11 protein-coding genes are annotated in these 11,907 nt (G+C 68.2%); 3 read left to right on the top strand and 8 right to left on the bottom strand.

The features are described from left to right. Window positions 1-9: 9 nt before the first annotated feature. From msrQ to AC3FMM_RS22650, 8 genes are all read right to left on the bottom strand, one after another. Window positions 10-708 (bottom strand): protein-methionine-sulfoxide reductase heme-binding subunit MsrQ, encoded by a 699-nt coding sequence (gene msrQ, locus AC3FMM_RS22685; RefSeq protein ID WP_488687515.1) that lies wholly within the window; start codon window positions 706-708, stop codon window positions 10-12. Further along, complete coding sequence (msrP, locus tag AC3FMM_RS22680; protein ID WP_115711127.1) at window positions 708-1,709, bottom strand: protein-methionine-sulfoxide reductase catalytic subunit MsrP; 1,002 nt, start codon at window positions 1,707-1,709, stop codon at window positions 708-710. Before msrP ends, msrQ begins: the two co-directional genes overlap by 1 nt. 172 nt (window positions 1,710-1,881) lie before the next feature. After that, window positions 1,882-2,745, bottom strand: a complete 864-nt coding sequence (locus AC3FMM_RS22675; RefSeq protein ID WP_473704285.1) for an anti-sigma factor family protein — start codon at window positions 2,743-2,745, stop codon at window positions 1,882-1,884. Next, window positions 2,742-3,281: an RNA polymerase sigma factor gene (locus AC3FMM_RS22670; protein ID WP_111521322.1), complete on the bottom strand. Its 540-nt coding sequence runs from the start codon at window positions 3,279-3,281 to the stop codon at window positions 2,742-2,744. Before AC3FMM_RS22670 ends, AC3FMM_RS22675 begins: the two co-directional genes overlap by 4 nt. 48 nt (window positions 3,282-3,329) lie before the next feature. After that, window positions 3,330-3,767 carry a COG4315 family predicted lipoprotein gene (locus tag AC3FMM_RS22665; RefSeq protein ID WP_115681511.1) on the bottom strand — a complete coding sequence of 146 codons (438 nt, stop codon included), beginning with the start codon at window positions 3,765-3,767 and terminating at the stop codon, window positions 3,330-3,332. Window positions 3,768-3,925: 158 nt separating this feature from the next. Next, complete coding sequence (ccsB, locus tag AC3FMM_RS22660) at window positions 3,926-5,092, bottom strand: c-type cytochrome biogenesis protein CcsB (RefSeq protein ID WP_116313306.1); 1,167 nt, start codon at window positions 5,090-5,092, stop codon at window positions 3,926-3,928. A gap of 48 nt (window positions 5,093-5,140) precedes the next feature. Further along, entirely contained in the window at window positions 5,141-7,360 is a 2,220-nt protein-coding gene (locus tag AC3FMM_RS22655; protein WP_488687514.1) for a cytochrome c biogenesis protein ResB, read from the bottom strand. A 188-nt stretch (window positions 7,361-7,548) separates the two neighbouring features. Next, window positions 7,549-8,208, bottom strand: coding sequence for a c-type cytochrome (locus AC3FMM_RS22650; RefSeq protein WP_092317600.1), 660 nt, complete (start codon window positions 8,206-8,208; stop codon window positions 7,549-7,551). A gap of 500 nt (window positions 8,209-8,708) precedes the next feature. Between AC3FMM_RS22650 and yihA the strand changes: the two genes are divergently transcribed. The 3 genes from yihA to AC3FMM_RS22635 all read left to right on the top strand — a co-directional run bounded on the left by yihA (window position 8,709) and on the right by AC3FMM_RS22635 (window position 11,902). Then, window positions 8,709-9,422: a ribosome biogenesis GTP-binding protein YihA/YsxC gene (gene yihA / locus AC3FMM_RS22645; RefSeq protein WP_116313193.1), complete on the top strand. Its 714-nt coding sequence runs from the start codon at window positions 8,709-8,711 to the stop codon at window positions 9,420-9,422. A gap of 249 nt (window positions 9,423-9,671) precedes the next feature. Next, window positions 9,672-10,664, top strand: coding sequence for a porphobilinogen synthase (gene hemB / locus AC3FMM_RS22640; RefSeq protein WP_165835224.1), 993 nt, complete (start codon window positions 9,672-9,674; stop codon window positions 10,662-10,664). A 17-nt stretch (window positions 10,665-10,681) separates the two neighbouring features. Then, the gene (locus tag AC3FMM_RS22635) at window positions 10,682-11,902 is read left to right on the top strand and encodes a magnesium transporter CorA family protein (protein WP_116313194.1); all 1,221 of its coding nucleotides are present in this window, start codon (window positions 10,682-10,684) and stop codon (window positions 11,900-11,902) included. The last annotated feature ends 5 nt before the right edge of the window (window positions 11,903-11,907 follow it).

The raw sequence follows: 11,907 nt of genomic DNA, 5'->3' as shown, positions 1-11,907 counted from the left end.
CGCCGCTGCTTATGCGGCGGGCTGGCGCGTCCCCGCGGCCGGCTTGCGCAGCCGCCACCACAGCCGCATCCCCAGCAGCACGAACACCACCGCGGCATAGATCGACACCTCGCCGAAGTCGTTCTTGCCCGCCTTGTGCCACCAGTAGTGCAGGATCGCCAGCACGGCGATGCCATAGACCAGCCGGTGCAGCGCCTGCCAGCGCTTGCCGCCGAGGCGGCGCACCATGCCGTTGGTCGAGGTCAGCGCCAGCGGCACCATCAGCATGAAGGCGGTAAAGCCGACCGTGATGAAGGGCCGCTTGTACACGTCCTTGATCATGTAGGCCAGATCGAAGCCGCGATCGACCCCGATCCATAGCAGGAAGTGCTGCAGGCCATAGAAAAACGCGAACAAACCCAGCATGCGCCGCATCCGGATCAGCCAGTTCCAGCCGGTCAGGCGGCGCAGCGGCGTGATCGCAAGCGTCAGGCACAGCATCACCAGGGTCCAGGTGCCGGTCGAACGCGTGACGAATTCGAGCGGGTTGGCGCCGTACTGTTCGGTCGCGCCCAGGTACAGCAGCCGCACGAACGGCAGCAGCGCCAGCAGCCACAGCACGAGCTTGAGCGCGCGCACCCGCTGCGGCGACAGCGTTGCCAGGCCTGCCGGCTTGCGCACGGCGGCCGCGGCGGTGGGGGAAGAGGTTGCCATGCGCTCGCCTTGCATCAGAAGAACTTCTTCAGGTCCATGCCCTGGTACAGCGCCGCCACCTGCTGGCCATAGCCATTGAACGGCAGGGTCTTGCGCTTGGGCGCGAACAGCGCGCCGAAGCCGCTGCCGCGCTCTTCGCCGATGCGGCGCTCGGTGGCCTGGCTCCAGCGCGGATGGTCGACGTCCGGGTTCACGTTCGAGTAGAAGCCGTATTCCTGCGGCGCGGCCAGGTTCCAGCTGGTCGGCGGCTGCTTGTCGACAAAGCGGATCTTCACGATCGACTTGGCACTCTTGAAGCCGTACTTCCACGGCAGCACCATGCGCACCGGCGCGCCGTTCTGGTTGGGCAGCACCTCGCCGTACAGGCCGAAGGTCAGCAACGCCAGCGGGTGCATGGCCTCGTCCATGCGCAGGCCCTCGCTGTACGGCCAGTCGAGCACGCCACTGCTGAGGCCGGGCATCTGCTTCTTGTCGGCCAGCGTGATGAACTGCACGTACTTCGCCCCCGGCTGCGGCTCGACGCGGCGGATCAGCTCGGCCAGCGGATAGCCGATCCAGGGGATCACCATCGACCAGCCCTCGACGCAGCGCAGCCGGTAGACGCGCTCCTCCATCGGCGCCAGTTTGGCCAGCTCGTCCAGGTCATAGACCTTAGGCTTCTTCACCAGCCCCTCGACCGCCACCTGCCACGGACGCGGACGCAGCGTGCCGGCGTGGCGCGCCGGGTCGGACTTGTCGGTGCCGAACTCGTAGAAATTGTTGTAGGTGGTCACCTCTTCGTACGGCGTGCGCTTCTCGGTGATGACGTAGGCGTTGTTGGGCGTGGCGGGCAGCCGGGCGCCATGCTGCCCTTGGGCGAAGGCCTGGCGCGCGAACCACGGCGCCAGCGTGCTGCCGGCGGCACCGGCGGCAGCGAGCGCCAGCATGCGGCGGCGCGCTTCGAAGACATGGCGCGGCGTGATCTCGCTGGCGGCAATGTCGCCGCCGCGCAGCCATTTGGGGGAAGGAATCAGCATGGTTTTCCTCGATTGCCTGGTCGTGCCGGCGCCGGCGGCGCCGCGTGCTTGCAGGGTTGGACTCCGGGCTTGGTCGTGGAGTGCGGGCCAGTCCTGACAGTTTTTTGTGATGGCGTCGAAATGACGCGTGCCTGGTGCGCCGGCCATGTGCCGCAAGCGCGGTGCCGGTGCGTTATCCGCCCTGGTATTGCTGGTACACCACCTGCGCCAGGGTCAGCAACCGGGCGCGTTCCAGCGGCCCCGCCAGCGCAAAGCCCAGGTCGCGGTCGATCCAGTAGAACGCCATCATCGGGTCGCGGCCCGGCGTTCGCCGCCGCGCGCCCTCGCCTGTCATGCGCTCGACGCGGAAGCCGGTATCGGGCGTCCCCTGCGCCATGCGCCGCAGCTGCAGCGACAGGCGCGTGCCGTCGTCGGCTTCATACATCAGGATCGCCGACGGGCCGCCCTCGGCCACACCCAGCCGGCCGCCGATCAGGTGGAAGCCCTGCGCGCGCAGGTCGGGCACCTGCAGCGCCGTGCCCAGGCGCCGGGACAGCCAGGCGACCAGGTGGGCCTCTTCGGTCGCGGCGACTTCCACCGGGTGGCGCATCTCCGGGGCGTAGACCGCGTGCGTGGCGAGCGCCTCGCGCGCAAAGCGCTCGCCCGGTGCCAGCACCAGCGTGCTGCCGCCAAGGCGGTCGTGCGCCAGCCAGCCCAGCGTACCGCCGACGGCCAGCAGCGCGACCGACGCGCATGCGGCCGCCACGGCCATGGTCCAGCGCGGCCAGGGGCGGGCGCCATCGCGCCGGGCATCGCGGGCGCGGGTGCGCCCCTGGTCGCCGTGCAAACCCGGCGGCAAGGCCGCCAGGGGCACCGGTTCGTTGAGTACCGGGTCGAGCGCGCGGTGCAGCGCCTCGGCCTGCCGGCGCCAGGCGGCAACCTGTGCCGCCGCGTCCGGGTGCTGAGCCAGGTAGGCCTCGACGGCTGCGCGGCGCGCGCCGGCCAGCTGCCCATCGGCATAGGCGTGGAGATCGGCTTCGTGGATGCCCGCCATCATTTCACCCGTTGCAGCGCATTGGCGGCCGTGGGGGTTCGGGTCGGCGCCGCGCCGTCGAGCAGCCGCCGCATCTGTTCGCGTGCCCGCGCCAGCCGCGACATCACCGTGCCTGGCGGGATGTCGAGCACGCGCGCGGCCTCGGCGTAGGTCAATTGTTCCAGGCTGACCAGCAGCAGCACCGCGCGCTGCGGCTCGGGCAGCTGTGCCAGCGCCTGCGACAGGTCACGCCGCAGGCCCGGGTCTTCGGCGGGGCCGCTGACCTCGGGCAGGGTGTCGGTAGCCACCACCAGGTCCTTGCGGCGCAAAGCGTTCAGGCGCAGGCGGTGCATCAGCGTCAGCAACCACGGCAGCAGGCCATCGGCGCCGTCGCCCCACCACGCGCCGGGGCGCAGGCGGAAGCGCCAGCGGTAGCGCAGCGCGCGCTCGAGCGTGTCCTGCACCAGGTCGTCGGCCAGCGCCGCGTCGCCAGTGAGGCCGCGCGCATGGCGCCGCAGCCGCGGCGCCAGCGCAACGAGTTGGCCGTCAAACCCTTCCATGCCGTGATGGCTGCAGTGACCGGGGTGGCTCAGGTGGTGGCTGCCGCGTCAGGGCTTGGCCACGTGCCAGACGTTGTTGACGTTGTCGCCGGTGCGGTCGCCCGGCTTGGCGTCCTTGGCGAAGCGGTACAGCGGCAGGCCGCGGTAGGCCCACTGCTTGCTGCCGTCATCGCGCGTGATGATGGTGTACTGGCCCGAACCGCTGGTGCCCGGGGCCGCCATCAGCGGCGGCCAGTTTGTGGCGCAAGGCCCGTTGCAGGCGCTCTTGCCGCTGCCGGCGGTGTCGCGGTCAAAGGTGTACAGCGTCAGGCCCTGCGGATCGGTCAGCACGCCATCGGTCACCTTCACCGTGGGCGGCAGATTGCCGGCGCTGCCACCGCCCATGCCCATGCCGGCACAACCGGCGAGCAGTACGGCCGCGCAGCCGAGCGCGAGCGCGCCGGGACGAACCAGGGATGCAGCAGCGTTACGACGCAGACTTGCCATGATCTTGTTCTCCATGCAATTCGGTGCCGCCAGCCGGCCCCGTCCCTCCAGTAAACACTGGATGTGATCCCTTTATTCCCGCAGCGGCCAAAAAAATTGAAAAAAGTCGAAAAAAAACCTGCCCGAAGGCAGGTCTTTTGCATCGCAGCATGCGCGGGTCAGAGCTCGCCGTAGCTGTGCAGCCCAGACAGGAACATGTTGACGCCGAGAAAGGCAAAGGTCGTCACCAGCAGGCCCACCAGCGCCCACCAGGCCGCCACCGTGCCGCGCAGCCCCTTCATCAGCCGCATATGCAGCCAGGCCGCGTAGTTCAGCCAGACGATCAGCGCCCAGGTTTCCTTCGGGTCCCAGCTCCAGTAGCCGCCCCAGGCTTCGGCCGCCCACAGCGCGCCGAGGATGGTGGCGATGGTGAAGAAGGCAAAGCCGACGGCGATCGCTTTGTACATCACGTCGTCGAGCAGCTCCAGCGCCGGCAGGCGCTCGGCCAGGACGCCGCGCTGCTTGAGCAGGTAGGCCACCGCGACCATCGCCGCCAGCGCAAAGGTGCCGTAGCCGATAAAGTTGGCCGGCACATGGATCTTCATCCACCAGCTTTGCAGCGCCGGCACGAGCGGCTGGATCTCCTGCGCATTGCGGCTGACCGTGTACCACAGCAGGAAGCCCACCGCGGCCGACACCACCAGCATCACGAACGGGCCCAGCGCGCGCGTGGCGTAACGGCCTTCGTAGTACAGGTAGAACAGCGAGGTGATCAGCGTGAACAGCACGAAGACTTCGTACAGGTTCGAGATCGGGATGTGGCCGATGTCGGCGCCGAGCAGGTAGGACTCGTACCAGCGCACCAGCATGCCGGTAAAGCCCAGCACCACTGCGCCCCAGCACAGCTTGCTGCCGAGGCTGTAGCCGGTGCCGGAGCGCGTGGCCAGCCCGACCCAGTAGAACAGCGTCGACAGGAACACCAGCGCGCTCATCCACAGGATGGCCGACTGGCTCGACAGGAAGTACTTGAGAAAGAAGGCCTGTTCGGCGCGCGCGAGCTGGCCCTGGTAGAGCTGGATCGCGAACAGCGACAGCACCGCCAGCGCTACCATCAGCGGCCGCACCGGCTTCCAGTGCCAGCCGAGCAGCGCGAAGGTGGGCACGGCGCCGATCAGCACGGCCTTGTCGTAACCGTCCATCCATTGCCCGTATTGCGCCAGCGCCACGCCGGCGCCAGCGGCCAGCGCCAGTGCGAACAGCCAGTCCACCCAGCTCAGGCGACGCAGGAAGGAAGGTTCGAGGTAGGCCTCGTCGGCGCCGGTGTCGGCGCGCGGGGTACCGCGCATGGCGCGATCGGCCTGGTTCACATTAGAGGACATAGCGTACCTGCTCATTCAGTGGGGTGTGCCGGCGGGCTCCGCGGTGGCGCTGCGGCCCCCTGCGGCGCGGCCGATGTCGTCGCGCAGTGCGGTGAATTCCTTCTCGAAATCCATGGTGCGGCGCTGGGTCGACATCGCCATCAGCACATGGCTGCCGGCATCGCCGTCGGCGGCGTTGCCCGCGGCGGGCTGGCCGGCAGACTGGTCGCTGGACTTGTCCTTCACCCAGACCCAGACCCGGCGCTCGCGGATATAGAACATCGCGAACACGCCCAGCACCAGCAGCAGACACCCAAGATACACGATGTTCTTGCCCGGCGCACGGGTCAGCTGGAACACGCTGGCCTTGATTTCCTGGAAGTCGTCGAGCTGCAGGAACACCGGTGCGCCATAGAAGAAACTATCCGACAGCGCATTGATGGCCTGCTGCAGGAAGGCGCCGCTCTGGGCACTGTTGGCCACCACCGGCAGCCGGTCCTGCGCGCGCGCGAGCTGCCACAGCTCCCACATCGAACCGTTCAGGATCTTCAGCAGCACGTCGGCGGCCTTCTGCTGCTCGGCCGGCGGCACCGACTTTTCCAGGAAGGCCGCGATGGCGGTGAAGCCGCCCGGCGGCGAGTCCGGCGTGGGGCGCGTCGCCCCCGCGAACAGGTCGAGCGCGCGCAGCGCGCTTTCGGCCAGCTGCCGGCGCAGCTCGGCCTTGTCGTCGCCGGGCATCGATGCCAGCGCAAAGCGGCGCGCGGCCTCGCCGCGCAGCGCGCGGTCCTGCAGCGCGGCACGCAGGCGCATCCAGTCGGCCACGCTGCCCTGGTCGTCGGCGGGAATGCGCAGGTAGCGGAACTGCTCGCTGGGCGACTCGCGCATGCCGGCCAGGAACACCGACTGGCCGTCCATCTGCACCGGCACCATGTAGTTGTTGTATTCGCGCGCCTGTCCGGTGCGGTCGCGCAGCTTGTACTGCACCGACGGGCCGACATTGCGCAGGGTCTTGGCGCGATCGGTGCTGGCCGCGGCGCCGAGATGCTTGTCCAGCGTTTCGTTGAAGGACTTGCGCGCCACGCCGCGCGCGTCGGGCTTGCCCGAGGCGTCGGTGACGTTCTCGATATTCATCAGCCGGAAGTCGCTGAACTCCACCGTCAGTCCGTCGCTGTCCGCGCTGGTGCCGGTGCCGGCCAGCGGCTTGTTGGCGCCCACCGCGCCGTCGATGGTGAAGGTGGCATGGCCGCTGCCCTGCATCGGGTAGCCGACGAACTTCAGGCGCGAACCGCCATCCTCGAAGCTGGACTGGTAGATGGCGATGCCGTCGACGATCAGCGGTTCGTTCACCTTGATGGTGGCCTCGGTGCGCTTGCCGGTGGCGCGGTCGGTCACGATCACGTCCGAGGCAAACAGCTTGGGCATGCCGGTCTCGTAGAAGTCGACCTTGAACTTCTTGAGCGTGATCGCGAACGGCAGGTCCTGCACCAGCGCTCCATCGGCAATATTGAGAATCGCCGTGGAGACGGTCGAGCCCTCGGGCACGTAGGCGTTGCCGCGGAAGCCCGGGTTGTTCACCGACAGCCGGTGCTGCGGCGGGATCTCGCTGATCACCGCGTTGCCGCGGATCGGGGTCTTGTCGCCCAGCCACATCTGCGCGCGGATCAGCAGGTCGCCGTCGAGCAGGCCGCCGATGCAGATCACCACGATGGCGGTGTGCGCCAGGATATAGCCGACCTTGTTGGCGGCGCCGGCCTTGGCCGCCACCAGCGTGGCGCCGTCATGCTCGACCGCCTTGACTCGGTAGCCGCGGTTGCGCAGCAACGCCGTGAGCCGGCCAACGGCCTCGGTGCGCGGACGGGCGCCGTCGAACTCGCCGCGATGGTGGAAGGCCCGAAGGCTGCGCTCGCGCACATGGTCCTTCCACGAGCGCATATCCGCGATCATCTTGGGCGCGTTGCGCACCAGGCACAGGCTGGTGGACACCACCAGGAAGGCCAGGATCAGCAGGAACCACCACGACCCGTAAACCTTCTGCAGCGACAGCGTGTGGAACACGTCGGCCCAGAACGGGCCGAACTGGTTGACGTAGTTGGGATACGGCTCGTTCTGCTTGAGCACGGTGCCGATCACGCTGGCGATGGAGATCACCGTCAGCAGCGCGATCGCAAAGCGCATCGAGGACAACAATTCGACCGCGTCGCGCAGCACGCGGTGAGAGGTCTTCAGGTGCAGCCCTGAAGTGGAAGCGGTCGACATGTGCAGTGAAACCTAAAACAGCGTACGGCCTGGAAATGAATAAAGGGTGGACATGCTTTGGCAAGCAGGCCACCCTTTTCGATTGTGACAAGCGCGTTCGGTTGCATGGCTGGCCGCGCCATCCGGCGGCGGCCGCTCAACCGATGCGCCGGCGCGCGTGGGCGCCAGCGTCGCGGAATCCCGGATCGTCAGCGAACCCCGGCGACGTAGTCCGCCACCGCCTTGATCTCGGCATCCGACATCTTGGCGGCGATGGTCGTCATGACCGGGTTGTTCTTGCGGGTGCCCTGGCGGAATGCCACCAGTTGTGCCTCGGTATAGTCGGCCCACTGGCCGCCGATGCGCGGATACTGCGCCGGCATGCCTGCGCCGGCGGGGCCATGGCAGGCGGCGCAGGCCGGCACGCCCTTGGCGGCGATGCCGGCGCGATAGATCTTCTGGCCGGCTTCAATGCTGTCCTTGTTCTTGGCGGTGGCCGGCTTGAGCGACTGCTTGGCGAGGTAGGCGCCAACGTTGCGCATTTCCTCGTCGGTCAGCACCGACGCCATCGGCACCATGATCGCGTTGCTGCGGGTCTTGGCCTTGAAGTCGGCCAGCTGCTTGTGGACGTACTCGGGATGCTGCGCGGCCAGCTTGGGATTGGCGGCGGCCGCGCTGTTGCCGGCGGCACCGTGGCAGCTCAGGCAGGCGGGCACATTGCGATCGGGGGCACCTTGCGTGTACAGCGTTTCACCCTTGGCCGGGTCCGCCTTCGCGGCGGCCTGCTCTGCGGCAGATGCCAGACCGGAAAGGGCGGCGGCAGGAACGGCCAGAGCCAGGACACCCAGAATCTTCGCAATGCGGTTCATTCGCACACCTTCTCTGAATTGTTTTGGATACCGTGATGCGTGTCGGTCCGGCGCTTTGCCGGCGGTGAGGACGCGCCAGTGCAAAAGGCTGGGAATCGTGGCGACCCGCGAGCGGCTGACCGATCCGCGCAACGCTGGCCGTGGCGGCAGACCCCGCCAGCCCGCTCCCGCCGCCGCCACACCGTCCGGTGCAGCGCGCAATGCGGGGCAAAGGCCCTGCCCACGATGGAACGACACACTAGGCTTCCCGCCCGGACGACGGCAGCCGAGGCACGCGGCATGGATGCCACGCGTCACCCGCTCAGGAGACCGTAAACCGGCGTATTGTACAATAAGTTATGTGCCGGATTGATGCCTTGCGCCTTGTCGTGCCCGCTTCGGGCTGCGCCAGATCAACCCCCGGCGGGCGGCCAGCGGCCGCAGCCATCCCACCCTGGCGGAACCCCGGCCCTGGCGCGCGCTGCGCGTGGCCTGCGCGGCCCGCCCCACTGCTCTAGCGCATGTCCCTTCTTCACCAGGCCCGCTTCTTCATCACCGTGAACCACCTGCGCGACCTGCCCGCCACGGCCGTGCCCGAGGTGGCGTTCGCCGGGCGCTCCAACGCGGGCAAGTCCACCGCCATCAACATCCTGTGCAACCAGAAGCGGCTGGCCTTCTCGTCGCGCACGCCCGGGCGCACCCAGCACATCAACTATTTCTCGGTGGCGCCGGTCAAGGCGCCCGACCCGCTGGCGTTCCTGGTCGACCTGCCCGGCTACGGCTATGCCGAGGTCTCGGGCTCGGCCAAATACCACTGGCAGGGCCTGCTGAGCGATTACGTGCAGACGCGCCAGCAACTGGCCGGCCTGATCCTGATGATGGACGCGCGCCGGCCGTTCACGGACCTCGATTGCCAGATGGTCGAGTGGTTCCTGCCCACCGGGCGGCCCATCCACGTGCTGCTGACCAAGGCCGACAAGCTCACCAACAGCGAAAACGCCAAGGCGCTGCGCGAAACCCGCAAGATGCTGCAAGGCTATGCCGAGCAGCTGGAAACGCCGGTGCCGATGACGGCGCAGCTGTTCTCCAGTCTCAAGCGCCGCGGCATCGAAGAGGCGCAGGGCGTGATCGCCGGCTGGCTCAACCTGCCCGAAGCGCGCAAGGCGGAACGCGAGCCCACCGCCGCGAACAGCGTGCCCCCCGCCGTGCCCCCTGCGTCCGATCCAGCCGCGTGATCCGGCAGCAGGCGCGCAAAAAAAAGCCCCGTCGCAAGCAACGGGGACAAACTTTCCCGCCGGTGGGGCGGGTACCCGCTCAGGGAGGAGTAGCGGGGAACACCGCGCCACGCAGCGCGCAACGCAAAGTGTCCGCGAGTATGATGGCGGGCACGCACAAAAGTTTAGTTTTTCTTCGGCCAGCCGCACGACGCTGCGCGCGCCGCGCTTGCCGGCCTGCATTCCGTCCTCTTCCGCCAAGAAGCCGCTATGTCCACCTTCCCCGAGTTCCGCCCGCGCCGCATGCGCCGCGATGATTTCTCCCGCCGCATGATGCGCGAGCATCGCCTGTCCCCGGACAACCTGATCTACCCGGTCTTCATCCTCGACGGCCAGAACCAGCGCCAGGCCGTCGCGTCGATGCCCGGCGTGGAGCGCGTGTCGGTCGACCTGCTGATGCCGGTGGCCGAAGACTGCGTCAAGCTTGGCATCCCGGTGCTCGCGCTGTTCCCGGTGATCGACCCGTCGCTGAAGACGCCCGACGGCATCGAGGCCACCAACCCGGACGGACTGGTGCCGCGCGCCGTGCGCGCGTTGAAGGACCGCTTCCCCGAGCTTGGCGTGCTGTGCGACGTGGCGCTCGACCCGTATACCAGCCACGGCCAGGATGGCGTGCTCGACGACAACGGCTACGTGATCAACGATGCGACGGTGGAGATCCTGGTGCGCCAGGCGCTGGCGCAGGCCGAGGCCGGGGTCGACATCGTGGCCCCGTCCGACATGATGGATGGCCGCATCGGCGCGGTGCGCACCGCGCTGGAAGACAACGGCCATATCCATACCCGCATCATGGCGTACTCGGCCAAGTACGCGTCGGCGTTCTACGGCCCGTTCCGCGACGCGGTGGGCTCGGCCGCCAACCTGGGCAAGGGCAACAAGATGACCTACCAGATGGACCCGGCCAACACCGACGAGGCCCTGCGCGAAGTGGCGCAGGACATCCTGGAAGGCGCCGACATGGTGATGGTCAAGCCCGGCATGCCTTACCTGGACATCGTGCGCCGGGTCAAGGACGAGTTCCGCTTCCCGACCTACGTGTACCAGGTCAGCGGCGAGTACGCGATGCTCAAGGCCGCCGCGCAGAATGGCTGGCTGGACCACGACAAGGTGATGATGGAATCGCTGCTGGCGTTCCGCCGCGCCGGCGCCGACGGCATCCTGACCTATTTCGCGCGCGACGCCGCGCGGCTGCTGAAGGCCTGACGCCGAACCGACTGCGCATGGAGTTGCTAGGGTTTTCAGCGAGCCAGGTTCACCCGCTCGCCTCTCTCACCGAGGCGAGCAACTTTCTGTCGGACAATGCGGCGTCGCTGTTCGTGTGGGCGGATTTTTCCACCGAAGAGGTCACCGCGGCGCCCGACGCCTGGCGCGAGCAGGTGCGCCAGCTTGCCGGCGCGCCCATCCTCGACCTGCACCTCGCCGACGCCACCAACGCGGCGCATCCGTCGTACTTCGATACGACCCATGCGTACGACATGGTGATCTTCCGCAAGCTCACCTTCGAAACCAGCCGCGCCATCGCCGAGGCCGAGCCGCAAGACGCCGCCGGCACCGCTAGCACCACCAAGCCGACCGCGGCCGAGGCAGCGGCCCGGCAGAAGCGTTATGCGCCCGGCTTCCTGCCGGCACTGGCCAAGATCGATACCCAGCCGGTCACGTTCTTCATGTTCGACACCGTGCTGGTCACGGTGCGCTCCGGGCCGTCGCGCACCATCGATCAGGTGCGCCAGCGCCTGCTCGAGCTGTGCCAGGCACCGCGTCCGCAAGCCGTGCCCGCGCGTGGCAACGGCCAGTCGCTGCTGCACGGCATCCGCCCGCCGAGCCGGCCCGAAGACCTGATGCTGCGGCTGCTCAACGCCATGGTCGACCGCTACCTGGAACTGCGCGCGCCGCTGACGCGCCAGCTCGACCGCTGGCAGCGCGCGCTGCTGAACTCACGTCGCAGCTTCTCCAGCTGGGAGGGCCTGCTGGATGCGCGCATCCAGCTGCGCAAGCTGGAACACCTGAGCGAGGAGCAGCGCGACGCGCTGCAGGAGTTCCGCGACAGCCTGCTGGACAACCGCTACAGCAGCGACCAGCCGGGCGGCGCGGCCAATGCGCCGGGGCGCGACGAGGTGCTGCTGGTGCGCATCAACGACGTGATGGAGCATATCCAGCGGGTGCTGGCGCATGCGCGCCGGCTTGAGGATTCGATCGAATCGGCGGTGCAGATCCACTTCTCGGCGGTGGCGCACCGCACCAACCGCACCATGCGGGCACTGACATTGATCACGGCGCTGTTCATGCCGCTGACGCTGATCACCGGCGTGTTCGGCATGAACTTCGAGCGCATGCCCTGGCTGCAGGAGCCGCAGGGCTTCTGGTGGTCGATCGGCCTGATGGGCGCGGTGGCGGTGGTACTGGCGGCGTTGTGGGGCGTGGCGCGGCAGCTCGAGCGCTAGCCGCA

It is taken from the genome of Cupriavidus sp. 207A1, from assembly GCF_057798955.1.
The sequence above is the reverse complement of the archived record's forward strand: the minus strand, read 5'-3'. Positions and strand labels throughout refer to the sequence as shown.

Bases quoted from the DNA above. Each gene is read 5' to 3' on its own strand.
- msrQ (WP_488687515.1), bottom strand. From the start codon at position 708: ATGCAAGGCGAGCGCATGGCAACCTCTTCCCCCACCGCCGCGGCCGCC.
- msrP (WP_115711127.1), bottom strand. From the start codon at position 1,709: ATGCTGATTCCTTCCCCCAAATGGCTGCGCGGCGGCGACATTGCCGCC.
- AC3FMM_RS22675 (WP_473704285.1), bottom strand. From the start codon at position 2,745: ATGATGGCGGGCATCCACGAAGCCGATCTCCACGCCTATGCCGATGGG.
- AC3FMM_RS22670 (WP_111521322.1), bottom strand. From the start codon at position 3,281: ATGGAAGGGTTTGACGGCCAACTCGTTGCGCTGGCGCCGCGGCTGCGG.
- AC3FMM_RS22665 (WP_115681511.1), bottom strand. From the start codon at position 3,767: ATGGCAAGTCTGCGTCGTAACGCTGCTGCATCCCTGGTTCGTCCCGGC.
- ccsB (WP_116313306.1), bottom strand. From the start codon at position 5,092: ATGCGCGGTACCCCGCGCGCCGACACCGGCGCCGACGAGGCCTACCTC.
- AC3FMM_RS22655 (WP_488687514.1), bottom strand. From the start codon at position 7,360: ATGTCGACCGCTTCCACTTCAGGGCTGCACCTGAAGACCTCTCACCGC.
- AC3FMM_RS22650 (WP_092317600.1), bottom strand. From the start codon at position 8,208: ATGAACCGCATTGCGAAGATTCTGGGTGTCCTGGCTCTGGCCGTTCCT.
- yihA (WP_116313193.1), top strand. From the start codon at position 8,709: ATGTCCCTTCTTCACCAGGCCCGCTTCTTCATCACCGTGAACCACCTG.
- hemB (WP_165835224.1), top strand. From the start codon at position 9,672: ATGTCCACCTTCCCCGAGTTCCGCCCGCGCCGCATGCGCCGCGATGAT.
- AC3FMM_RS22635 (WP_116313194.1), top strand. From the start codon at position 10,682: ATGGAGTTGCTAGGGTTTTCAGCGAGCCAGGTTCACCCGCTCGCCTCT.